The following is a 21,986-nucleotide window of genomic DNA, read 5'->3' on the forward strand; positions in this document are numbered from 1 at the left end:
CTGGTCGCTTCGATGGTTGTCATCAAGACGACGACGCGGTGTCGGTCTTGTCTTTACCGGCCCCGGCCTTCAGTGACCCGACCAAGGAATTCAGCACGCTGTCGGAAACGTCCTTGCCAGCGCTCGACGCGGTGTCGAGAATGCCGGTGGCCGCCGTCTTCTTCGCTCCGGCCTCCAGCGCGGATTGCAGCATGGAAGCCGCCGCCTTCGCGTTGCCGGGATCGCTGACGGCGGGCTTTGTGGCCGCCACCGCTGGCGCGTTCTGGGCCGCATTGGCGGTTGACGTTGAAGCGGAACTGTCTGCCTCAGTCGGCGCGCCGGTGGGTTGCTGAGGTGCGGTGGCTCCAGACGGAGCAGCGCCATCAGGTTTGCTGGCATCGGCGGCGTAGCGGGCGAAAGCATCGCGGTAAACCGTCTCGTCGAAGCCGGCTTGGCTCAGTTTGTCCACCGCCGCGCGATCTTCCGCAGGAATGAGGCTTGCCGCCTTAAGGCGTTGCTGAGCGAACTGCTGAAGCCGGTCGTTGATCCCGGCGAGGGCGGGGTCGTCAATGGTTGAGCCAGAGTCGCCGCCCGCCGCCAACTCATCACTTTTGCGGGCCGCATCAATGGACTTGCCGGCCGCGCGAATTTGCACGGCATAGTCCTCATGGCTGATCTCGCCCTTTTTGAGCGCCGCATCAACAGCCCCCATGGCAGAAAGGGCCTTTCCCATATCGTCACTGATGCCCTTGAGCTTGGGGCTGGCCGCTCCGCCTGACATGGACCTGGAGGATTGACCATCGACAGCCGCCGTCGCCAGAGCCTGCAACCCCTTGACGACATCCTCCGCCTTGACCGCCCCACTGTTCACCAATCCGTCCAGCATCCCACGCGCCTTCGCGTCAAGATGCTTGAACGCATCCGCAGCACGCCCTGTCAAAGCTTCGCCCAGCTTGCTCATCGACACTTTATCGCCAACGGGCGTATGCGCCTGGGTGGTGCCCACCCCCGCTTTTGCTGGAGAAGAGGTGGTGGATTTCCATAAGCCTGCCGATGATGATGACGCCGCCGTGAATACACCAATCTTATCGACCGCCATGACACAGCCCCCTCTCGAGCGTTACAATAATTTGTTGCCGGTTGTTCTAATGTGGCGACCAAAAGTAAACCCAAGATTAATTTAACCAATTTGCTCGCGTTTCATCTCATGCGTAAAGATGGAAACCAACTGCTTTGACAGTGAGGGCGCGCAATTTTATTACTTAGGTTCGTAACCATCAGGATAAATGCTTACATTGCTAACCTATTTCGGAAAATAGATTTAACATTAAAATGACGGATAGCGCGATTGTCATTCATATACTTTGAAATCTAATCATTCTATTAGGATCCTAACTATCGAAAATTCTATGGTATGAGTTTTTTTATTGATTCATTTAGTAGAAATACGTAAGAGATATACGCCGATTTCGGTATAACTTTGATGGGGGATATCCAATGGCGATATGGTATGGAACTTCTGGGGACGATGTCTATGATGCCCCCACGGGCCTCAACACCCTTTTTGGGGGCGCCGGAAACGACGACATCCTTGGTAACACCGACCGGGATTATATTGATGGCGGGGATGGAAACGACATTCTCTATGGCAGTTCTGGTAATGACAGCCTCTACGGCGGAATTGGAAACGACACGCTGAACGGCAACAATGAACATGATCTCTTAGTCGGCGAAGACGGGAACGACTTCCTCTATGGCGGAACCAACAACGATACGCTTGCCGGCGGCAATGGTGACGATACGCTGCATGGCGATTATGGCACGGACAGCGGTGTGGATGCGCTGACGGGCGGGGCCGGCAACGATATCCTTTACGGTGGAAATGACAGCGACAACTACTATTACACTTGCAACTCCGACGGGATCGACATCATCTCGGACACCGCAGGCGACTATGACCGTCTGCGATTGAACGGTCCGACGGCCACCAACCAACTCGAATATTATCGAGCTGATACCTTCGGTGGCGATTACAACGACCTTCTCTTCTTTACCAAAGCTGATGCCGCCGACGGCAATATCAGCGAATACATCATCATAGATGATTTCTGGAGCGGCAGTTCCGCTGGCGCGGGCCGAATTGAATACCTCAATCTGAGCGGTACCGATTACTGGTTCAACAGCGTCGTCTCAGGCCTCTAAAAAGCCGCGAGGATACTGGGGAATCGGATTGTTCATCGGTTCCCCAGCCCACGTTGAGCATGGCAAGGCAACAGAACATCCACTATGTCGAATTATTCGTTAAACTGATCGTTCGTGATGAAAATCGTCTTCATCCACCAGAACATACCGGGCCAGTACAAGCATCTGGCGGCGGCGTTGGCTGCGGATCCCGCCAACCATGTGGTGTTCATCACCCGGCGCTCCGACCGCGACATTCCCGGCGTCCGATGTCTGACCTACGGTGTCCGCCGCCCGCCCCAGTCGCAGGCCCACGCTTATTTGCGGTCCACCGAAGGCGCGGTCCTGCATGGACAGGAAGTCGCACGCGTGCTCCTGACGCTCAAGAAAGAGGGCTTCGTTCCCGACATCATCGTCGGCCATCCCGGCTGGGGCGAGACGCTGTTCGTCAAGGACGTGCTGCCCGATACGCCCTATCTCAACTACTGCGAATTTTACTATAAACCGCAGGGCCAGGATTTTGGCTTCGATCCCCTCTACCCGACCAGTCTCGACGCTCAATTGACTTTGCGCATGCGCCGCGCGCCGCTGCTGCTGGCGCTGGAGGCGTGCGACCGTGGGGTGGCTCCGACCGCGTGGCAGCGCGACTCCCATCCTGCGGAATTCCGCGCGAAGATCGACACCATTCACGACGGCATCGACACCGCCGCCCTGCGCCCCGACCCGGCGGCCAGCCTCACCCTGCCCGATGGCCGCGTTCTGGTGCCCGGCGACGCGGTGGTCACCTACGCCGCCCGCAATCTGGAACCCTACCGGGGCTTTCCCTCCTTCATGCGCGCGACACCCCGCATTCTGGAGGCGCGGCCCGACGCGACCATACTGATCATCGGCGGCGACGAGGCCAGCTATGGCGCCCGCCCCAAGGAAGGCGGGACATGGCGCGAGGCGATGCTGCGGGAGGTGGACGTCGATCTCCGGCGCGTCGTCTTTCTCGGTCATCTTCCCTATGACCGCTTCCTGGCCGCCATCGCCGTGTCGCGGGTCCATGTCTACCTGACCTACCCCTTCGTGTTGTCCTGGTCGATGCTGGAGGTGATGGCCCTTGGCCGCGTGGTGATCGGGTCCGACACAGCCCCGGTGCGCGAGGTCATCCGCGACGGCGAGAACGGCCTGCTGGTCGATTTCTTCGCGTCCGAGGCCATCGCCGACCGTGTTATCGACGTCCTGGCGGATCCCGCTGCCTTCGCCCCGCTGGGCCGCGCCGCCCGTGACACGGTGATCCAGCACTATGATCTTGCCGACTGTCTGGCCCGGCACACCCGCCTGACAATCGAAATGGCGGGGCGCTGAAAAGCTTCTCCGTGCATATTGGGGGAGGCCTTGCACCGTGTCTTGCATCGTGTAAAGGCCGAATGAAGTTTGGCCCATCCGCATTCTCGGTGCAGGGAGCCGCCGACAAGCGCGGGGCGCCGCTGCATATCATGAACGGCATTCTCCTCGACAATCTCGCTGGCTCTACCATCGGGGCCAGAGTTTCGGCTGCCTGGAGCATGTTGCAACGATCAAGGTCGAAAACGCGATCTGGCGCCTGTCGGAGCGGATCTACGGCATGCTGGTGGATATCCCTCTTCTCAGCGGTCTCCGGCAACGGAGATACGGGCTGCCGCCGGCAAGCATCGAAGCGGCAACCTCCCGCGAGGGCCGCATCTTCGCAAGCCACCTGTACGATCCCGTCGTCAGGGGCAGGCGGCATGACTGGGCCGACGCCGAGCCGGCCAATATTCTGGACGATCTTTACGAGGTCATCACCTCTTTGCAGGATGCGGTGGTGCGCGATCTGCGTGCCAGTGGCATCGTCATCGAAGCCAATCCGACCAGCAATCTGGCAACCGGTGCCGTAGGCTCGATGGAGGAGCATCCGTTGCTGCGGCACTTGCGCAACGATCACGATGCCGGGCTGTTCTCGATCAACACCGACGATCCCGGGGTGTTTGCGACCCGCTGTTCGGGATGCGCGTCCTATCTCCACCGCTCATGGCGGTGTTGTCGTCGGTTCGAATCCGGCCGGGCCCACCAATCTTGTTCCTTTCGGCTAAAGCCACCGCCATTTTGAAACACGCGCGCAGCCCCAGGGCTGACGGCGCCATTGATGTCGCACATGATCATCGACACAGGCCCGCCTGAAGCCTTTTCGGCACAAGCTTGGCGGTTCCCCATAAATTTTGCTGCAAGCCTCGGAAAGTCTGGAATAAAGGATGCGCGGCGCGCGTTCGCACCCATATGCATCGGGTCTCCGCTTCGGTTGAAAGGCCGAACGGGCCGGCCCGGCCCTGGACATGCGACGCCGTGTCGTCCCGTCCGGCCTTGCGGCCGGCGGGTGAGGCCATGGCGTGAGCCGTGGCGTGATCGGTAAGGATCGGGTGCGCGGTTGAGCAAATTCGGGGTCGATCTGGAGGTCCATATCGCGTCCTTGCGGCGCTACGCGCGTGCGCTGATGCGCAACGGTGCGGATGCGGAGGATCTGGTGCAGGAGGCGCTGACGCGCGCGGTGGCGCGCGCCGACAGCTTCCAGGCGGGGACGAACCTGCGGGCATGGCTTTTCACCATCCTGCACAACGTCCACGTCAATCAGGTCCGTTCCAAGGCCGCCCGGCCGCAGGAGGTCGACGTCGCCGACGTCGAATCGAAGCTGGTCACCCCGGCCCGGCAGGAAGAGCGAGTCGAACTGCGCGAGATGATGCGCGCGGTCGACGAGTTGCCGGAGGAACAGCGCAAGGTGCTGCTTCTGGTGGCGCTGGAGGGCCTGAAATACGACGAGGTCGCCGACATGCTCGGCGTGCCGATCGGGACCGTCATGTCGCGCCTGTCGCGGGCGCGTGAGGCGGTGAGGGCGAAACTGGCGAACGAGGGTGGCGTCACCCTCCGGCGGGTGAAGTGATGAACGCGCATCAGGGCATAGGGCGGGTCACCGAGGACGAACTCCACGCCTACGTGGACGGACAGCTGGACGGCAGCCGCCGTCTGGCGGTGGAGCGATGGCTGGCCGAGGATCCCGACGCGGCGCGGCGGGCGGACGATTACCGCGCCCAGGCGATGCTGCTGCACGAGATGTTCGACACCGTCCTGCGTGAACCGCCGAGCGATACGGTTCAGGAACTGTCCGACAAGCTGAAGGGGCGCATCGCCTTCAACGACAACCGCCCGGCTTGGCACGCCCGCCCGCTGGTCCGGTTCGCCGCCGCGGTGATGCTGGTGGTCGCCGGTGCGGCCGGCGGCTGGATGGGCCGCGGCGCCGAACAGCAGGCCGTCGCCCCCGTCGCCCAGCAGCGCCAGACCCTCGCCACCTTCGCCCAGGAAGCCACCCAGGCGCACCGCTTCTACACGTCGGACGAACGCTTCCAGGTGGAACTCGGTGCCGACAACCAGGACGAGCTGAACGGCTGGCTGTCCAAGCGGGTCGGACGCGACGTGTTCGGTCCCGATCTGGGCCGCATCGGCTACCGGCTGATCGGCGGCCGGTCGCTGCCGACCGACATGGGCGCCGGCGCGCAGTACATGTACGCCAACGACGCCAACAAGCGGATCACCCTGTTCGTCGGCGCTCCGCAGAGCGGCAACCAGTCCAGCTTCAGCTTCACCCAGAACGGCGACGTCGCCACCTTCTACTGGGTGGAAGGGCAGCTGGCCTATGCGCTGGCCGGCCGGCTGTCGAAGGAGGAGCTGCTGGAGATCGCCAAGGCCGTCTACCAGGACGTCAAGGCCGGCCCGCCGCGCCGCGAGCCGCCGCCCGACCAGCCGCAACAGCAGCACCCCCAGCCGCAGCAGCAGGAGCAGCCGGCCGGCGTGCAGCCGGTCAGCGACACGCACAAGCCGAAGGAAAGCTGAGGGCAGGGGCGGCGTTCCCGCGCTGCCCCCTACCGCTCCAGCAAATACGCCTTCAGCCAGTCGCGCAGCTCGCGGCAGACCGCTTCGGAGGCCTCGTCCATCGCGTGGCCGGTGCCGGGAACCAGGACCAGCTTCTTCGGTTCCCGCGCCTTGCGGTGGACGTGGATGGAGCAGTCGGGCGACAGGATCTCGTCCGCTTCGCCATGGACCAGCAGGATGGGGCAGGCGAGATCGGTCACCGGGTCGGTGCCGTAGCTCTGGGTCGCCAGCGTCACCACGGTGCGCACGGCGCTGCCGTTGGAGACCGCCGCCTGGATGACCGCCGCCTGGATCACAACGGCGCCGCCGAAGGAGTGGCCGACCAGCGCCACATGGCGGATGCCCTGGCGGCCGAGGAAGCTCAGCCCGCACAGCACGTCGTACACCGCCTGCTCCAGGTCGCGCGGATCGCGGAACCGCAGCCGCAGCGACGCGATGCCGTCGGCGGTCAGGTCGGCGGCCAGCCGCGGATAGAGCCCGCGCGCCGGCGTGTCGAAACCGCCGCCCACCCCGCCGACCCACAGCACCGCCAGCTCCCCGTCCGGAACCGGGTAATAGCGGGCCTCCACCGGGCCGCGGTCGGTTTCCAGGGATACCGGCCGGAACCCTTCGGCGTCGGCGATGCCCATGGTGGCGTCCAGACGTGGCACGGCCATCCTCCCTTCCGATCCTTGCTGCCAATGGTAACAACCGGGACGCGGCAGGGTTGCCGCGCATCCGGTCATGCGTAAGGCAACGAAGCCGCAACCCGGCTGTTCTCTGTCCACAGGCATTGCACAGACTGGAAAGGAGCGGCGATGGCGTCGAACAGTTTGACCGGGCAGGGCCGCTGGCCCCAGCCGGACTCCCTGCGGTCGGGCATGAGCCTGATCGGGTCGGGCGATGCCGCGACCGGCGGGCGCTGGCTCGCCATGGTGGGCGGCACCGCGCTGGGCGTGCTGGGGCTCCGGCGGTCGGGGTGGAGCGGGGCGATGCTGGCGCTGGGCGGGGCCGGCCTGTTCGCCGCCGGTGCCCTGGGGCTGCGGCCCTTCGGCGACCGGGCCTTGCGTGCCGCCCCCGATCCCGGCGCCTGGCGCAGCCATGTTCCGGCGTCGCGCCGCCGGTCGCTGACGCCGGAACGCACCCAGGCTGTCGTGACCATCGCGTCCGAACCGGGGATGGTCTTCCGCTTCTGGCGCAACTTCGCCAACCTGCCGAAGCTGATGCCGCAGTTGGAGCGGGTCGACGTGCTGTCGGCCACCGAAAGCCGATGGATCGCCATGTCCGGGGGGAGGCCGGGCGGGGGGACGGCGGGCGGGGAGGCGCTGAGCTGGCGCTGCGTGCTCGACCGCGTCGACGATGACCGGCTGCTGACCTGGCACACGGTGGGCGAGACGGCACTGCCGCACCGCGCCTCGCTGATGCTGACCCCGGCGCCGGGCGACCGCGGGACGGAGGTGCGGCTGACGCTGGTCTACCGCGTCCCGGCCAGTGAGGTCGCGGCGCGTCTGGGCGTGACCCCGGAAGCGCAGGCGGAGGAGGCACTGCGCCGGCTGAAGCAGCGGGTGGAAACCGGAGAGCTGTCCACCATCGACCGCCAGCCCCGCGGAAACGGCAGTGGGAATGGCGCGGGCAATGGCTCGTTCCGGGAGGCGATGGAATGAAGGCGCTCTGCTGGAACGGAACCAACGACCTGCGGGTGGAGCGCGTGCCCGACCCGGTGCTGGTCAATCCGCATGACGTGATCGTCAAGGTGGCGCTGTCGTCGGTCTGCGGGTCCGACCTGCATCTGATCGACGGCTATGTGCCCACCATGCGGCCCGGCGACATCATCGGCCATGAATTCCTGGGCGAGATCGTCGAGAAGGGGCCGGAGGTCCGCTACCTGAACCGCGGCGACCGGGTCATCACCATCTCGGTGATCGGCTGCGGCCATTGCGGTCATTGCCAGCATGGCGAAAGCTCGCTGTGCGACAACTCCAACCCCAACCCGGACTATGCCCGCACCGCCTACGGCCATTGCGGCGCCGGCATCTTCGGCTACAGCCACGCCTTCGGCGGCTATGCCGGCAGCCATGCCGAGTATATCCGGGTGCCCTACGCCGACTTCAACGCCGTCCGCGTTCCGGAAGGGGTGAGCGACGAGAAGGCGCTGTTCGTGTCCGACGCGGTGCCGACCGGCTACATGGCCGCCGACATGGCCGGCATCAAGCCGGGCGACGTGGTGGCGGTGTGGGGTTGCGGCGGCGTCGGCCAGATGGCGATCCGCAGCGCTTATCTGCTGGGAGCGGAGCGGGTGATCGGCATCGACCGCTTCCCCGACCGGCTGCGCGCCGCCCAGATGAAGGCGGGAGCGGAGACGCTGGACTACAGCCGGGTCGACATCTTCGACGCGCTGCAGGCGATGACCGGCGGGCGCGGTCCGGACGTCTGCATTGACGCCGTCGGCATGGAGGCCGACAGTGCGTCCAACGCAGTGGAGGACCTGTACGACCGGGCCAAGCAGGCGGTGGGGCTGCAGACCGACCGGCCGGCGGTGCTGCGCCAGATGATCGAGAGCTGCCGCAAGGGCGGCACCCTGTCGATCGTCGGCGTCTATGGCGGGCTGATCGACAAGTTCCCGATGGGGGCGGCGATGAACAAGGGCCTGACCTTCCGCATGGGCCAGCAGAACGGCCAGCGCTATGCCGAGCGCCTGTTCGAGCATATCCGCAGGGGCGAGTTGGACCCGTCATACCTGCTGACGCACCGGATGCCGCTGGACGAAGGACCGCAGGGCTACCGCATGTTCAAGGAGAAGGCCGACGACTGCCTGCGCGTCGTCTTCGCCACGCAAGGCTAGAGAGAAGGGAGAGCGCGATGGAACTGGTCTACGCCTATCCCGCCGAGCGCGGCCGCGGTGTGGAGGCCGAGATCGTCGGCAGCCTGCGCGACCGATTCGGCACCGTGGTGCAGACGGGGCGGGAGGAGCGCGATGCCGAACGCGGCGACCGCATGGACGTGCTGGTGACGCTGGAGGTCGCCGACGACAAGACGGAAGCGGCGCTGACCGCGCTGCGCGCCCACCCGCTGGTGATCGACGCCGCCGCGCGGAGCTTCGGCGAGCGGGTTTGAGGGGGGCTACGGCCCCCTCCCTCCCACGGCTTCGCCGCGGGTCCCTCCCTCCCCCGCCCTTGGCGGGAGAGGGCAAGTTTGCCATGCGGTTGAGTTCCCTCTCCCACCGCAGGTGGGGGAGGGTTAGGGAGGGGGCATCCGAAGCCGACACGCTCCCAAAAAAGGCCCATAGCCTCCAAGACAATTTCCCACTCCCAGCGTGACCACGCCGCCCCGCCCCTGTTGACCATGACTGTAGGGCAAGTCCGCCTCACGCTTCCCGGGGCAGTTACTGTGAGAATCTCCGCCGCCATTCCGCCTGTCGAACAGCCTCGCTCCACCGTCTCGCGCCGCTGGCCGATCGGGGTGGAGTTGCAGCCGGGCGGCGCCCACGCGCGGGTCTGGGCGCCCAAGGCCAAGCGGGTCGAACTGGTGGTGGAGCCTGACGCGCGGGTGACGGTGCTGGAGGGCGAGGGGAACGGTTATTTCTCCGGCGCCGTGACGGGACTGGAGGCCGGTGGGCTCTACCGGTTCCGGCTGGACGGCGGCGGGACGCTCTATCCCGACCCGATGTCGCGCTTCCAGCCCGACGGGCCGCATGGTCCCTCGCAGCTGGTCGATCCGCACCGCTTCGCCTGGACCGACCGGGAGTGGCGCGGCCGGTCCATCGAGGGCCAGGTGATCTACGAGATGCATATCGGCACCTTCACGCCGGAAGGCAGCTGGGACGCGGCGCTGCGGGAACTGCCGGCGCTGGCCGACCTCGGCGTCACGGTGCTGGAGCTGATGCCGGTGTCGGAGTTTCCCGGCCGCTTCGGCTGGGGCTATGACGGGGTGAACCTGTTCGCGCCGACCCGGCTCTATGGCGATCCCGACGCCATGCGCCGCTTCGTGGACGAGGCGCACCGGCTGGGGCTCGCCGTCATTCTCGACGTCGTCTACAACCACCTGGGTCCCGACGGCAATTACCTGAAATGCTTTGCCGACGAGTATTTCACCGACCGTTACAGGAACGAGTGGGGCGAGGCGATCAATTTCGACGGTCCCGAATCCGGGCCGGTGCGGGAGTTCTTCCTGTCCAATGCCGCCTTCTGGATCGAAGAGTATCACTTGGACGGGCTGCGGCTGGACGCGACCCAATCGATCTTCGACAGCGGTGAACCGCATATCCTGACGGAAATCTCCCGCACGGTGCGCAAGGCCGCCGGTGATCGCGCCGCCATCCTGGTGGGGGAGAACGAGCCGCAGCATGCCAGCATGGTGACGCCGGCGGATAAGGGCGGCTGCGGACTCTGCGCCATCTGGAACGACGATTTCCATCATTCGGCCATGGTGGCGCTGACCGGCCGGACGGAGGCCTACTACACCGACTATCGCGGCACGCCGCAGGAATTCGTGTCGGCGATGAAGCACGGCTTTCTCTATCAGGGGCAGTGGTATCGCTGGCAGCGCAAGCGGCGCGGCATGCCGGCCTTCGGCCTGCGGCGGCCGGCCTTCGTCACCTTCCTGCAGAATCATGACCAGATCGCCAATTCGGCCCGTGGGCTGCGCGTGCACGGGCTGACCGCGCCGGGCCGGCTGCGGGCGATGACGGCGCTGGCCCTGCTGGGTCCCGGCACGCCGATGCTGTTCCAGGGGCAGGAGTTCGCGGCCGGCACCCCCTTCCTCTATTTCGCCGACCACAAGCCCGAACTGGCCGAACTGGTCGAGAAGGGCAGGGCGGAGTTCCTGGCCCAGTTTCCCAGCATCGCCTCCTCGCCGATGCGCGACGGCCTGCCCAAGCCGCAAGCGGAGGAGAGCTTCAGCCGCTGCAAGCTGGATCATGGCGAGCGGGAGACGAACGCCCATGTCTGGGCGCTGCACCGCGACCTTCTGCGCCTGCGCCGGGAGGACCGGGTCTTCGCCGCCCAGCGCGTCGGCGGGCTGGACGGGGCCGTTCTGGGGGAGGAGGCCTTCGTCCTGCGCATCTTCGGCGAGGAGGAGGGCGACGACCGGCTGCTGCTGGTCAATCTGGGGCGCGACCTGACCCTGAGGGTTCTGGCGGAGCCGCTGCTCGCGCCGCCGCGGGACGGTGCCTGGACGGTTCGGTGGTCGAGCGAGGAGCCGCTCTATGGCGGCGGCGGCACGGCGCCGGTGGAACAGCCCTGCGGCGCGTGGCGGTTGCCGGGGCAGGCCGCCCTGGTTTTGGCGCCGGCGGAAGATTTTCCGACGAAAAGCGACGACACCGGGGGAAACACTACCCCCGTCATCGTGGTTTCCAAGGGGTCGGAAACCGAAAGCAGATCGTAGGCTCACCATGGCTGATTTCGTTCGCACCCTATCGCACGACGTGCTGGCCACCGGTCCCGACAGTGCGGGAACCCGGGAATGGCTGGTCGCAAACGGCCTCGGCGGCTATGCCTCGGGCGCCGTATCGGGGGCGGTGACCCGGCGCTACCACGGGCTTCTGATCGCGGCGTTGCCGGCTCCGCTGGGCCGGGTGCTGATGTTGAGCCAGCTGAGCGACGTCGTCGTCGATGCCGACGGCCATGAATACTGGCTGAGCAGCCGCGAGGCGAACGGCGACCCGCGGGAGGATGCGCAGACTGCCGCCCTGCAGGAATTCCGCATGGAGGCGGGACTTCCCGTCTGGCGGTTCCGCGCCGGTGGTGCGGTGATCGAGAAGCAGGTCGTCCTGCCGCATGGCCAGAACATCGTCCATGTCACCTACCGCGTGCTGGAAGCCAAGGAACCGGTGCAACTGCGGCTGCGGCCGGTGTTGGCCTTCCGCACGCAGGAATCGGCGGTGGACCAGCCCTTGGCCGGCGCCTATCGCATCACCGCGGCGGGCCAGCGCTACGAGGTATCGGCCGGTCCCGACCTGCCGGTTCTGCGCATGGCGATCGAGGGCGGCGACTTCCCGATGACGCTCGACGGCGGTGTTCGCAGCGAGGTCTACTACCGGGTGGAGGACGAGCGCGGCTATCAGGCCCGCGGCTCGCTGTGGACGCCCGGCTATTTCAGTGGCGAGGTCGGGGCCGGACAGAGCATCACCTTCGCCGCAGCGACCGAGGAGTGGTGGCGGCTGGAGGCGCTGCCGCCGGCCGACGTGCTGGGGTTCGAGACCGAACGCCGCCGCCGCATCATCCAGAACGCCCATCCCAGCCTGCGCTACGGCGCGATGGCGGAGTTGGTGCTGTCCGCCGACAGCTTCTTGTTCGTGCCGGCCGGCCGTGTCGCCGACCAGATGCGGGCACGGGCGGAGGGGGACGAGGTGCGGACGGTGATCGCCGGCTACCACTGGTTCACCGACTGGGGCCGCGACACCATGATCGCGCTGGAAGGGCTGACGCTGGCCACCGGACGCCACATGGAGGCGGGGTGGATCCTGCACACCTTCGGCCATTACATCCGCGACGGCCTGATCCCCAACATGTTCCCCGACGGCAAGGACCGCGGGCTGTACCACACCGCCGACGCGACGCTCTGGTTCTTCCACGCGCTGCACCGCTATCTGGGCGTCACCGGCGACCGCGACACGCTGCGCCTGCTGCTGCCCAAGCTGCGCGAGGTGATCGACTTCCACCGCCGCGGCACCCGTTTCGGCATCGGCGTCGATCCCAAGGACGGGCTGCTGCGCCAGGGGCAGGAAGGTTACCAGCTGACCTGGATGGACGCCAAGGTGGACGACTGGGTGGTCACGCCGCGCCGGGGCAAGGCGGTGGAGATCAACGCGCTCTGGCACAATGCGCTTCGCCTGACGGCGGGCTGGCTGCGCGAAGAGGACGGCGAGGCCGCCGCCCGCCCGCTGGAAGAGCTGGCCGACCAGACGCGCGCCTCCTTCAACGCGCGGTTCTGGTGTCCGTCGGCCGGGCATCTGTTCGACGTGGTGGATGGCGAGCACGGCGACGACGTCGCCTGCCGTCCCAACCAGATCTTCGCCGTCTCGCTCGACCATCCCGTTCTGGAGCGCGAACGGTGGGAGCCGGTGGTGGAGACGGTGCGCAAGCACCTGCTGACCCCGGTCGGGCTGCGGTCGCTGGCTCCCGGCAGCCGCGACTACAAGGCGAAGTATTTCGGCGACCTGCGGGCGCGCGACGCCGCCTATCACCAGGGCACCGTCTGGGGCTGGCTGATCGGCCCCTACGTCGATGCGTGGCTGAAGCTGCACCCGCAGGACAAGGCGGGCGCACGCCGGCTGCTGGAGGGCTTCCTGCCCCATCTGGACGAGGGCGGCATCGGAACCATCAGCGAGATCTTCGACGCGGAGCCGCCCTTCACCCCGCGCGGATGCATATCCCAGGCCTGGAGCGTGGCGGAGGTGCTGCGCTGTTGGGTGAAGACCGACGGCTAGGCGGGGGAGCGGTTGTGGGGCTCCGCCTCGACCAAGGTCATAGGGCGACGGACGAAGGTCGCTGCACCCGTAACAATGGTGCAATGCCCTTGGAGGCAGTTGTCAACAGGGCACAACCGGGTGTGAAATCGACGGGTACAGCAGATTGTGACAGATTTCGGTTGACACGCCGGCCAAGCCCCTGGGGCTCTGAATAGAAGTTTATCGTTACAGATCAATCGCTTAACGAGAATGCCTGATTTATGGGCAAACACCATGGGGGCCTTGAATCGCCTAGTGCGAATCGGGGCTGCCCACGGCTTGCCCACACAGTTATCCACAGCCTCTGTGGAGACCGCGGGCTTTGTCGGCGGCCATGGCTTATGGTGTGCCCAATTGCCGGACCTGTACCTTCGACGCCTGTACTTTTGGCAGACCAACAGAGTGGGGCATGCGCAAGGAGGTAATCGGTTTGGATTTTGGCCAAGCCGGAGAAAGCATCCTATAGTTCCCAAATCGATTCATTCGGTAACCCGACCAATCCAGTCGGATTTGGCCGGCTGAGTGTGGCCGGCCATGCGTCGCGGCCATGCGTCGTCGAGAACGGGCGTGCGGAAGAACAGCCAGAGCGGAGGTGCCCATGCGGAGCGTTGTGCGAGGCGTCGCCGGCATGCCGTACCCGGCAGTCCGGTCTGCGGCGGTCCAGTCTGCGGCGGTCCGATCTGCGGCGGTCCGATCTCCGGCAGTCCGGTCCGACTGGCCGAAGAGCGGCGGGGAGGCTTCCGGGCGGCCCCGGCGGGCGGGGGCCGTCACCCTGCTGGCCGCTCTCGCCAGCCCGCTTGTGGCGGCATCGGTTCTGGGGGCGCTGATCCTGCATCTGCTGGCCGGCCTGGCGGCGCGGCTTCCCGCCTCCGATGCGTTGGGGGCGTTGTCGATCATGGCCGGAATGGCGCTGGTCCTCGTCACCCTGCTGCCCTTCGCCCTGCTGTCGGTCAGGCGGGCGCATCGCGCCTGGGCGGACATGCAAGGTGCGCTGCGCCGCTGAACCTCCACCCACTCAGGGTTTTTCCTGAACGGACCACCGCGAAGGCAGGAATCGATTGCCCCCGGAACCGTGCCCGCGTTTAATCGCGGACATGGACGGCAGGTGTATGGCAAATGGGCGGACTCGCCCGTTCCCTGGCTGTGCTGGGCGGTTTCTGGGGGCGCGGGATGGGGCTTTTCGACTTCCTGAAGGTCACGGTCAAGGATCAGAAGCCGGCGAAGCCGGCCGGCCGCATGGCGGTCAGCGTCGTGGAGTGCGACGGCAAGAGCTTCCCCATCGTGTCGCTGACGCCCAAGGGGTTCGTCGCCCGTGGTTTCGACGGATCGCTGATCGTCGGACAGAATGCCCGGGTGTCGGTGCGTGTCGACGATCCGGCCGGCAAATTCACCTTTGCCGCGACCGTCGCGGTGGTGGAGGTGAAAGGGCCCACCTTCGGCGCCACCTGGACGATTCTGCCGCCGGAGGTGGAGGGGGTTATCCGGCAATATGCCCAGAATCGCAAGCAGCAGGATGCCAAGGGCGCGCGATAGGGGCGCCCGATAGAAGCGCCCGGTAGGGCGCTCCCGTTCCCTTACTGGCGGTCGGCCGGGGTTCCGCTGGCGGGCGCCGGCATGCCGGCGTTGACGATCTTCGGCAGGGCCAGATTGCGGGCCCGATCCAGCCATTCCGACAGGGTGACGAACTCGCAGCCCTTGGCCCGCAGCTCCGCGATCACGCGCGGCAGAGCCTGCGCGGTGCTGGGATAGGTCGAGTGCATCAGGAAGACGTTGCCCGGCATGCCGCCCAGCTTGATCTGGCTGACGATCTTGTCGGCGTTGCGCACCTGCCAGTCGCGCGTATCGACCGACCACAGCACCGACCCCATGCGCTCCTCGCGCGCGACGGTCAGAAGCTCCTCCGAATAGCGGCCGTAGGGCGGGCGGAACAGCACCGGATTGGCGCCGAATTCCCGCAGGATGCGGTTGGTCTCGGCGATCTCGTACCGTGCGGCCGCCGGGTCCATCTTGCGCAGGTCGGAGTGGGTCAGGCTGTGGTTGCCGATCTCGTGCCCACCGGCGACGAAATCCCGGATCAGCTCGCCCTGGCGTTCGGCGATGCGGCCGACCGGGAAATAGGTGGCGCGCACGCCCTCCCGATTCAGGATGTCCAGAACCTGCCGCGTCACGGTGCGGTGCGGCCCATCGTCGAAGGTCAGGGCGCAGAGGTTCCAGTTCTCCTTCTTCAGCGTCGCCGGCATCACGTCATAGCGCGAATCCGGCATCACCGAGCGCAGCCGGCCCTTGCGGCGGCTGTGCTGCTCGATGTCCGCCATCGTGCGGGCGTCTTCCTCGTTGTAGATGATCAGCCCTTCGGCCGGCGGGATGGCGGCGGCGACGGCCGGCGGCGGGGGCGCCATCGGCGCGGCGGCAGCGGAACCGATGGGCGCCAGGACGGAGGTCGTGGTCCCGGATGGCGCTTCCGCCTTGACCGCAGGCTGCGGCTTAGCCTCGGCGGCTGCCGCGGCGGGCGGGGCCACGGGCACGGTCTCCGCCACGGCCACCGCCACGGCCGGCGGCTTGGGCGCTTCGGTCGCCGCAGGGGCCGGTGGGGTGACCATGGCGGCTGCCGGTGCCTTGGCATCCGGAGCGGGGGTGGCGGGAACGGCCTTGGCGGGAGCAGCCTTTGCGGTGGCGGCCGGGAGTGGCTCTGCCTGGGCGGGCGTTGCCGAGGCCGGCGGACGGTCGACGACGAGGCAGCCGAAGCCGGCACCGACGATGCGGCGGCACAGCACCTTCGGATCGGTTCCGTTGCCCACCTGGGCATAGAGCGCAACGCCCCCGGCCTCGCTCTTGCCGTCCAGCAGCATGACGGTCGCGGTCAGCCCCGCGGCAAGGGCGGGCTGGCGCTGCTGCAGGCTCTTCCAACTCCACCATGCGTCGCCGTCGCGGGAATAGAGTCCGAGTTGCAGGACCGGCCCGGTTGCCGGCTTGTCTTCCACGGTCGTGGGAGTGGCGCTGGATTTCTCCGGCTCCGCCTTGGCGGCGGGCGGGCGCTGGGGGCGGGTGTCGGGCGCGGCCGCGGCGGGCAGGGCCGGCAGACCGATTGTGCAGGCCAGCAACGCGGCGCTCAGCAGGCCGCCATAGGCGCGGCCGGTCCGGAGCCCGGTGGCCGAAGCGGCGCCACGGCCGCGGACGGCGCCGGCTACCCGGATGGGGGAGGCGGTGGAGACGGCGTTCGGCCAGATGATGCGCAACATATCGGTCCCGTCGCTTGGCCCAGCCACAATTTGCGGGACCGCCGGTTGGTCGCGGTGCAATATCATCCCAAAGGTATTAATTCAAACGACAAGCGGCGGATTTGCGGCAATTCCGGCGGATTTCGGGCGGGCGTTGCCGTTTGGAAACGGTGGTATGCTGCCCGGCCGGCCAATGGGCGCAACCGGCGCTCAAACCGGCGCACAGGGACGGCGTCGGAACCGGCGGGGCGGTGGCGGGGTTCATTAAGGGAAACCCCCAGCCGTGAAGGAGAGGACCCGTATGGCCGAGGATTTGGAAAGCCGCATCCGTCGGCGCGCGCATGAGATCTGGGAACGCGAAGGCCGGCCGGAGGGGCGCGCCGAAGCCAATTGGGAACTGGCCAGCGAAGAGATCGCGATCCAGGACAATTACCGGGATACGCTGAAGCCCAACCCGGCCGGCGGTCCGGAAGCGACGGCGATGCGGACCGAGCCGATGGAACCGGTGCTGGCCATCGCCAACCAGGGCGAACAGCCGGGGCTGGCCGACCAGGGCGACGAGTTCGGCCTGCCCATGCGCGGCGACCGCGAAGTTTGGCCCACGCCGGAGGAAGCCGCCTCTACCGCGGTGCCACCCAACCGCAGCAAGAAGTCCCGTCGCCGACCCTGACCGTCATCGTCGGAAACGATGCCCCGGCCGTCAGGCCGGGGATCTCTCCGCAGCAGCCGGCCCGCCCTCGGCGGTGCCGGACTTGTCCACCGGAACGGCGGCGCGGCCGGTGTCGGCCGGCTGGGGTGCCGGTGCGGGTGCGGGTGCCGCCGCCGGTGCGATGGCCGGCACCGCCGGATCGGGTGCGGAGGAGGGGACGGACGCGGTGGCTGGCGCGTCGTCCAGCCGGTCGTAGATGTCCGGATGCAGGCGGACGGCTCCGTCCGCCTCGACGGTGGCGATCCAGTAGACGAACTGGACCGGCATGGGCGTTGCCAGCTTCACCCATTGCGGCTGCAGTCTTTCCAGCATGCGGTCGATTCGCGCGGGCGTCACCGTGGTGCCTTGCAGCAGCAGTTCGGCCATGCGGCGCGGGTCTTCCAGCCGGACGCAGCCGGAACTGATCGAGCGAAGCTCCCGCGAGAACAGCCGCGGCTCGTTGGTTCCGTGCAGATAGATGTCGTAAGGGTTGGTCAGGTTGAAGCGGAAGCGGCCCAGCGCATTGTGGTCGCCCGGCTGCTGCACGATGCGGACCCGTCCGGGGCTGACGCTGTACCAGTCGACCGTCTCCGGAGCCACCTCCTGCCCGTCGAGATAGACGATGGCGTTCTGGATGCCGGGTACCCCCTTGGCCCGCAGCATCGGCAGCTTGTCCTCCTTGAGGATGGTGGGCGGCACGGTCCAGGTCGGGTTGACGATGATGTGGGTGATGCGATCGGTCAGCAGCGGCGTCTCGCGCGACGGCCGGCCGACGATCGCGCGCATCGTCAGCTCCTCCTCCCCGCCGCGGACCAGCGTGGTGGTCTGGTCGGTCAGGTTCACCACCAGCACATCGTCTGGAGCGGTGTCGCGGAAGCTGCGCATGGCCGCCGCGCTCTGCCGCATCAGGCTTGCCGCCTCGGCCGGCGTGCGGTCCAGAGCGGCGCGGGTGCCGGCGCCGACCAGCCCGTCCGGCTTCATCCGCTGCGAAAGCTGGAAGGCCTTCACCGCGTGGTCGACGTCCGTCGTGAAGATGTCGGACAGCTTGTCGGCCGGCAGCAGGCCGAGCTCCAGCAGCCGCTGGGACAGGCGGGCGACCCGCTCCCCGCGGCTGCCCAGCTTGATCGTCCCGCCTTCGCCGATGCGTGTGGAGGCCTGGGGGGGAGCGCGGTCCAGTTCCGCCGCGGCGCCGTCCAGCCGGTCGGCCCATTGGGTCAGCGTGTCGCGGTAGGGCAGGGCATCCGCCGGCGCGGGGCCGAGCAGCGCCAGCACCGATGCGGCAGCCATGGCCAGGACGGCCAGCTTGCGGGGCTTGCGGAGGTCGGCGGATACGGTCATGTCGGAACCCTCTGTCGCGGCGGGCCTGCCGCGCATCCGAAGAGGTGCGGCGCGGCCCTTGGGATCAATCTATGCAACGCAATAATGGAAGGCGAGGCGCGTGGCGCGAATTCTTCGCGAACACTCGTCCAGTGTGACTTTCCCGTCGCCGTCCTATGACCTGCCTATGCAATAAGGTCACAGTGCAAAATTTTTTGATTGCCTAGGCCGATGACCTTCCCTATACGAATAACCGTTCGGTGACGTTTCCCGCCAGACGGAGCGCTCCGAAACAGCGTTGGTTACAAGGTTTACACCTAACGTGGGCGCCAAGCGACCCGCCAGACGCCAAACGGCCACATCGTAGAACGGCCAAAACGCAAAACGACGAGGTTCGGGGATGCTTTTGGGGGATGACGAGCGTGCCGCTCCGGCCATTGGGCGGCGCGGGTTCCTGGGTTTTGCCGCCGCGGCGGTGTCTGCGGCCGTTCCGGTCGCATCAGGGATGGCGACGAGTGTCGCGGCCAGGGTCGTGACGGGTGGCGTGGTGACCGGCGTAACGGCGGCTCCGGTCCTTCTGGGGTCGGAGTCGGCCGAAGCAGCGCCTCTGGCCGGCGGTGTCCGGCGCCTCAGCCTTCACAACATCAACACCAACGAGCGCTTCGACGGCGTCTATTGGGCCGACGGCCATTACAAGCCCGAGGCGTTGCGCAAACTGGACGTGCTCCTGCGCGACCACCGCGCCAAGCAGGTCTGTCGTTACGACCCGCGCCTGTTCGATCTGCTCGCCCGCGTGCACCAGAGCGTCGGGTCCGACGATCCCTTCGAAGTGATCTGCGGCTACCGCTCCCGCCGCACCAACGCGATGGCGCGCCGCCGGTCGCGTGGGGTGGCGAAGGAAAGCTACCATACCCGCGGCATGGCCATCGACATCCGCCTGCCCGACACGCAGCTGCGCGCCATCTCCGAGACGGCGAAGACCATGCAGGGCGGCGGCGTCGGATTCTACCCGCGCAGCGGCTTCGTTCACCTCGACGTCGGCCCCGTGCGCAGCTGGTAAGGCCGCGCACCGGCGCTTGCGCCCTGCGGATCACGGGAATTCGAACTGAAAAGCCCCGCATCAGGCGATGCGGGGCTTTTCGTTTCGGGGCTTTGGGTTGTATTGGGGGATGTATCGGCGTTCCAATCGGCGTTCTGCCGGATTCGCTCTGCAGGAAACCGGCCGCCGCCTGTCGTCAACTGCGGGGCGAGGGTTTTGACGCGCGCAGGATGTCGGTCGGGTCCCACACCGCACCATGGCGGCGGCGCTTTCCCTTGCCTTTGCCCGATGCATCGGCCGATCCGCCAGTTTTGACCCGCGGCGCGTCGCTACGCACCGCCCGGCTGGAGGCGCGGGTGCCATCCGCTTCGATGACGGTGCCCGCCGCAGCGCTGCTCCAGCCGTCGCTCTGGCCGGTGTCGTCGGAGGGCGGAGCGCCGTCGAAGGACGGCGGCTCTCCATCGTCCTCGCCATCCTCGCCCGAACCTTCCGGTGGTTCCCTGATTTCAGGGGAAAGGGCGGAAAGCAGTGACAGCAACTCGTCCGACACATGGGAGGGGGCGGCGCGCCACAGCCGAAGAAGCCGCGCCTCACGCCGGCTGATCTGCGTGTCGTTGTCGTCGGATTCCTCGAAGCCGCGGCGACGGCGCGATCCATCCGGATCATTGTAGGTGTCGAAGAAGAAGCTGACCGGAACGTCCAGGACTTGGCCCAGGCGATAAAGAGTTCCGGCGGATATGCGGTTGGAACCGCGTTCGTATTTCTGAACCTGCTGAAAGGTCAGGCCGATTGCCTCACCCAGCTTCTCCTGGCTCATTCCCAGCAAGGTCCGGCGCATCCGCACGCGCTGCCCAACATGGGCATCCACAGACCAGGACTCCGGCGATCCGCGTCGTCCTCTTTTGCGCGCCGTCGGTTCACTCATGTCCATTGGTCTCCGATAGCCAGTCTTCCATCGCCTCTCTTTGCGAGAATGAAAGGATTGTTTGCATGTTCTTTTCCGATTTTCAAGAGAAAACTTTTGAATATTGGTATATGGACGCCATATTCCGATAGGCATCGGTGGTGGAGAAACATTCGTAGGAGTTGCTTTGTTACAGGTTTGAATTATTTCAGACGTGACCAGAGTCAATTCCGTGGGCGTTTTGTCCACACCCTACACCCATCCCTTTGTGGAAATCTCCGCGTCTTTCGGCTCATCCAATGGTTGGACCGATAGCTTATGAAATTCAGCCGTCGGCCATTCGAATGCAGACTGGACTGGAACTGCTACAAATGGTGATGGCGAACCTTCTGGTTGCGGCAAATAATCATGCGCAGGCAAAGCAATCTTTCACATGAATCAGGCCGATACAAGGCGTCACGCGCCGCTGTCTGCCCGGCAAAGGGCGGAATCGGTGGTCGGAAGAGTGTTAATAGATAATTAACCATATTTACCGACCTCGCGGGGACGGTCCCCGGCCCGGATTCATCGGCGTTCTCGCCGTGATGCGTGACCATGCGTATCGGCCTTGGCGGTGCTCTTAGTTCGGACAGGTAACGGAGCATCGGCGGTGCCGGCTGCCCACGGCCCGCCGGGGGCGGCGAACGCCTCCACATGGTCGCGCAGCTTCTGCACCTGGGAGGGCGTTACGCTGCGGCCGAAGCGGGACTTCAGCAGGGCCGCGAGTGCGCCGCGTGTCGGCCGGTCGCCGCCGGCCGAGAGGGTGCGGTAGACGACGAAGGCCTCGGCATAGAGCCTGACGCGTTCCGGTCGGCGGCGCAACTGCATGGCCTGCGCGTCCGTGCTCCTCTCAAGATGAAGCGTCAGGCGCCGGACGGCCTCGGCCTCGGTCAGGTCCGGCAGGGGAACCGCCGGGGAGTCCGGTGGCTCCGGCCGGCCGATGGACTCGCGAAGGCGACGCCGGCGCTGGCGCTCGCGGTCGCCGGCGCGCAGCCGCTCGGCATACGCGGGATCGGCCGCGCGGCGTTCGGTGCGGTTGCGGTTGGCGCGTGCGGCGCGTTCGGACTCGCGCGCCCTCGCCGCCGGATCGCGCAGCAGGAAGGCCAACTCCTCCGCCGTCAGCCGGTGCTCCTCCTCCGGTGCGGGAAGGGGAGGGGCGGAAAGGGGATCGTCGGTGCCGCCGTCGCTGTCCATTCGGAGGCAACGTTCCGCTTCCGCCTCCTGTTCCACCGGCACCGGCTTTCCGATCACGCCCGGCGGATGGCTCCCCG

Annotated in this window: 19 protein-coding genes and 1 pseudogene; 14 read left to right on the forward strand and 6 right to left on the reverse strand. The window is 66.5% G+C overall.

Going from position 1 to position 21,986, the window contains the following annotated elements; genetic code table 11:
* Positions 1-22 precede the first annotated feature (22 nt).
* The gene (locus tag AZOLI_RS04045) at positions 23-1,078 is read right to left on the reverse strand and encodes a hypothetical protein (RefSeq protein WP_162487971.1); all 1,056 of its coding nucleotides are present in this window, start codon (positions 1,076-1,078) and stop codon (positions 23-25) included.
* Between the two features lie 398 nt (positions 1,079-1,476).
* Here AZOLI_RS04045 and AZOLI_RS30665 point away from each other — a divergent pair, with 398 nt between their 5' ends.
* The 5 genes from AZOLI_RS30665 to AZOLI_RS04070 all read left to right on the forward strand — a co-directional run bounded on the left by AZOLI_RS30665 (position 1,477) and on the right by AZOLI_RS04070 (position 6,045).
* Positions 1,477-2,181, forward strand: coding sequence for a calcium-binding protein (locus tag AZOLI_RS30665; protein WP_014247307.1), 705 nt, complete (start codon positions 1,477-1,479; stop codon positions 2,179-2,181).
* 117 nt (positions 2,182-2,298) lie between these two features.
* Complete coding sequence (locus AZOLI_RS04055; RefSeq protein ID WP_014247308.1) at positions 2,299-3,510, forward strand: glycosyltransferase family 4 protein; 1,212 nt, start codon at positions 2,299-2,301, stop codon at positions 3,508-3,510.
* A 259-nt stretch (positions 3,511-3,769) separates the two neighbouring features.
* Positions 3,770-4,273, forward strand: a complete 504-nt coding sequence (locus AZOLI_RS04060) for an adenosine deaminase (protein ID WP_014247309.1) — start codon at positions 3,770-3,772, stop codon at positions 4,271-4,273.
* 315 nt (positions 4,274-4,588) lie between these two features.
* Entirely contained in the window at positions 4,589-5,098 is a 510-nt protein-coding gene (locus tag AZOLI_RS04065) for a sigma-70 family RNA polymerase sigma factor (protein ID WP_014247310.1), read from the forward strand.
* A complete protein-coding gene (locus tag AZOLI_RS04070) occupies positions 5,098-6,045 on the forward strand; it encodes an anti-sigma factor family protein (RefSeq protein ID WP_014247311.1) in 948 nt (315 codons plus the stop codon). Before AZOLI_RS04065 ends, AZOLI_RS04070 begins: the two co-directional genes overlap by 1 nt.
* Positions 6,046-6,074: 29 nt before the next feature.
* On the opposite strand, the gene AZOLI_RS04075 is transcribed toward AZOLI_RS04070, so the two are convergent.
* The gene (locus AZOLI_RS04075) at positions 6,075-6,740 is read right to left on the reverse strand and encodes an alpha/beta hydrolase (protein ID WP_044549644.1); all 666 of its coding nucleotides are present in this window, start codon (positions 6,738-6,740) and stop codon (positions 6,075-6,077) included.
* 141 nt (positions 6,741-6,881) lie between these two features.
* Here AZOLI_RS04075 and AZOLI_RS04080 point away from each other — a divergent pair, with 141 nt between their 5' ends.
* The 7 genes from AZOLI_RS04080 (at position 6,882) to AZOLI_RS04110 (ending at position 15,043) form a co-directional block, all read left to right on the forward strand.
* Positions 6,882-7,727, forward strand: a complete 846-nt coding sequence (locus AZOLI_RS04080; RefSeq protein ID WP_014247313.1) for an SRPBCC family protein — start codon at positions 6,882-6,884, stop codon at positions 7,725-7,727.
* A complete protein-coding gene (locus tag AZOLI_RS04085; RefSeq protein ID WP_014247314.1) occupies positions 7,724-8,905 on the forward strand; it encodes a zinc-dependent alcohol dehydrogenase in 1,182 nt (393 codons plus the stop codon). Before AZOLI_RS04080 ends, AZOLI_RS04085 begins: the two co-directional genes overlap by 4 nt.
* A gap of 17 nt (positions 8,906-8,922) precedes the next feature.
* Entirely contained in the window at positions 8,923-9,177 is a 255-nt protein-coding gene (locus tag AZOLI_RS04090) for a hypothetical protein (RefSeq protein ID WP_014247315.1), read from the forward strand.
* A gap of 273 nt (positions 9,178-9,450) precedes the next feature.
* Positions 9,451-11,445 carry a malto-oligosyltrehalose trehalohydrolase gene (gene treZ, locus AZOLI_RS04095; RefSeq protein WP_197541522.1) on the forward strand — a complete coding sequence of 665 codons (1,995 nt, stop codon included), beginning with the start codon at positions 9,451-9,453 and terminating at the stop codon, positions 11,443-11,445.
* A gap of 7 nt (positions 11,446-11,452) precedes the next feature.
* The gene (locus AZOLI_RS04100) at positions 11,453-13,489 is read left to right on the forward strand and encodes an amylo-alpha-1,6-glucosidase (RefSeq protein ID WP_014247317.1); all 2,037 of its coding nucleotides are present in this window, start codon (positions 11,453-11,455) and stop codon (positions 13,487-13,489) included.
* Between the two features lie 649 nt (positions 13,490-14,138).
* The gene (locus AZOLI_RS32295; RefSeq protein WP_162487972.1) at positions 14,139-14,513 is read left to right on the forward strand and encodes a hypothetical protein; all 375 of its coding nucleotides are present in this window, start codon (positions 14,139-14,141) and stop codon (positions 14,511-14,513) included.
* 113 nt (positions 14,514-14,626) lie between these two features.
* The gene (locus tag AZOLI_RS04110) at positions 14,627-15,043 is read left to right on the forward strand and encodes a hypothetical protein (protein WP_014247320.1); all 417 of its coding nucleotides are present in this window, start codon (positions 14,627-14,629) and stop codon (positions 15,041-15,043) included.
* A 41-nt stretch (positions 15,044-15,084) separates the two neighbouring features.
* Here AZOLI_RS04110 and AZOLI_RS04115 read toward each other — a convergent pair whose 3' ends face one another.
* Positions 15,085-16,749, reverse strand: coding sequence for a polysaccharide deacetylase family protein (locus AZOLI_RS04115; protein ID WP_014247321.1), 1,665 nt, complete (start codon positions 16,747-16,749; stop codon positions 15,085-15,087).
* Between the two features lie 280 nt (positions 16,750-17,029).
* Here AZOLI_RS04115 and AZOLI_RS04120 point away from each other — a divergent pair, with 280 nt between their 5' ends.
* A complete protein-coding gene (locus AZOLI_RS04120; protein WP_014247322.1) occupies positions 17,030-17,398 on the forward strand; it encodes a DUF2934 domain-containing protein in 369 nt (122 codons plus the stop codon).
* A 30-nt stretch (positions 17,399-17,428) separates the two neighbouring features.
* Here the strand turns inward: AZOLI_RS04120 and AZOLI_RS04125 are convergent, their stop codons facing one another.
* Positions 17,429-18,754, reverse strand: a complete 1,326-nt coding sequence (locus tag AZOLI_RS04125) for a L,D-transpeptidase family protein (protein ID WP_014247323.1) — start codon at positions 18,752-18,754, stop codon at positions 17,429-17,431.
* 484 nt (positions 18,755-19,238) lie between these two features.
* On the opposite strand from AZOLI_RS04125, the gene AZOLI_RS04130 reads away from it, so the two are divergent.
* Positions 19,239-19,793: a DUF882 domain-containing protein gene (locus AZOLI_RS04130; RefSeq protein WP_244442518.1), complete on the forward strand. Its 555-nt coding sequence runs from the start codon at positions 19,239-19,241 to the stop codon at positions 19,791-19,793.
* A 651-nt stretch (positions 19,794-20,444) separates the two neighbouring features.
* Here the strand turns inward: AZOLI_RS04130 and AZOLI_RS04135 are convergent.
* A pseudogene (locus tag AZOLI_RS04135) lies at positions 20,445-20,697 on the reverse strand (helix-turn-helix domain-containing protein); the annotation flags it as partial.
* A gap of 543 nt (positions 20,698-21,240) precedes the next feature.
* A complete protein-coding gene (locus AZOLI_RS04140) occupies positions 21,241-21,966 on the reverse strand; it encodes a hypothetical protein (RefSeq protein ID WP_014247326.1) in 726 nt (241 codons plus the stop codon).
* Between the last annotated feature and the right edge of the window lie 20 nt (positions 21,967-21,986).

This window comes from Azospirillum lipoferum 4B, assembly GCF_000283655.1.
Classification (GTDB): domain Bacteria; phylum Pseudomonadota; class Alphaproteobacteria; order Azospirillales; family Azospirillaceae; genus Azospirillum; species Azospirillum lipoferum_C.

Excerpts from the sequence above, each read along its gene's own strand:
- AZOLI_RS04045 (WP_162487971.1), bottom strand. The coding sequence starts at position 1,078 with ATGGCGGTCGATAAGATTGGTGTATTCACGGCGGCGTCATCATCATCG.
- AZOLI_RS30665 (WP_014247307.1), top strand. The coding sequence starts at position 1,477 with ATGGCGATATGGTATGGAACTTCTGGGGACGATGTCTATGATGCCCCC.
- AZOLI_RS04055 (WP_014247308.1), top strand. The coding sequence starts at position 2,299 with ATGAAAATCGTCTTCATCCACCAGAACATACCGGGCCAGTACAAGCAT.
- AZOLI_RS04060 (WP_014247309.1), top strand. The coding sequence starts at position 3,770 with ATGCTGGTGGATATCCCTCTTCTCAGCGGTCTCCGGCAACGGAGATAC.
- AZOLI_RS04070 (WP_014247311.1), top strand. The coding sequence starts at position 5,098 with ATGAACGCGCATCAGGGCATAGGGCGGGTCACCGAGGACGAACTCCAC.
- AZOLI_RS04075 (WP_044549644.1), bottom strand. The coding sequence starts at position 6,740 with ATGGCCGTGCCACGTCTGGACGCCACCATGGGCATCGCCGACGCCGAA.
- AZOLI_RS04080 (WP_014247313.1), top strand. The coding sequence starts at position 6,882 with ATGGCGTCGAACAGTTTGACCGGGCAGGGCCGCTGGCCCCAGCCGGAC.
- AZOLI_RS04085 (WP_014247314.1), top strand. The coding sequence starts at position 7,724 with ATGAAGGCGCTCTGCTGGAACGGAACCAACGACCTGCGGGTGGAGCGC.
- AZOLI_RS04090 (WP_014247315.1), top strand. The coding sequence starts at position 8,923 with ATGGAACTGGTCTACGCCTATCCCGCCGAGCGCGGCCGCGGTGTGGAG.
- AZOLI_RS04100 (WP_014247317.1), top strand. The coding sequence starts at position 11,453 with ATGGCTGATTTCGTTCGCACCCTATCGCACGACGTGCTGGCCACCGGT.
- AZOLI_RS32295 (WP_162487972.1), top strand. The coding sequence starts at position 14,139 with ATGCCGTACCCGGCAGTCCGGTCTGCGGCGGTCCAGTCTGCGGCGGTC.
- AZOLI_RS04110 (WP_014247320.1), top strand. The coding sequence starts at position 14,627 with ATGGGCGGACTCGCCCGTTCCCTGGCTGTGCTGGGCGGTTTCTGGGGG.
- AZOLI_RS04115 (WP_014247321.1), bottom strand. The coding sequence starts at position 16,749 with ATGTTGCGCATCATCTGGCCGAACGCCGTCTCCACCGCCTCCCCCATC.
- AZOLI_RS04120 (WP_014247322.1), top strand. The coding sequence starts at position 17,030 with ATGGCCGAGGATTTGGAAAGCCGCATCCGTCGGCGCGCGCATGAGATC.
- AZOLI_RS04125 (WP_014247323.1), bottom strand. The coding sequence starts at position 18,754 with ATGACCGTATCCGCCGACCTCCGCAAGCCCCGCAAGCTGGCCGTCCTG.
- AZOLI_RS04130 (WP_244442518.1), top strand. The coding sequence starts at position 19,239 with ATGGCGACGAGTGTCGCGGCCAGGGTCGTGACGGGTGGCGTGGTGACC.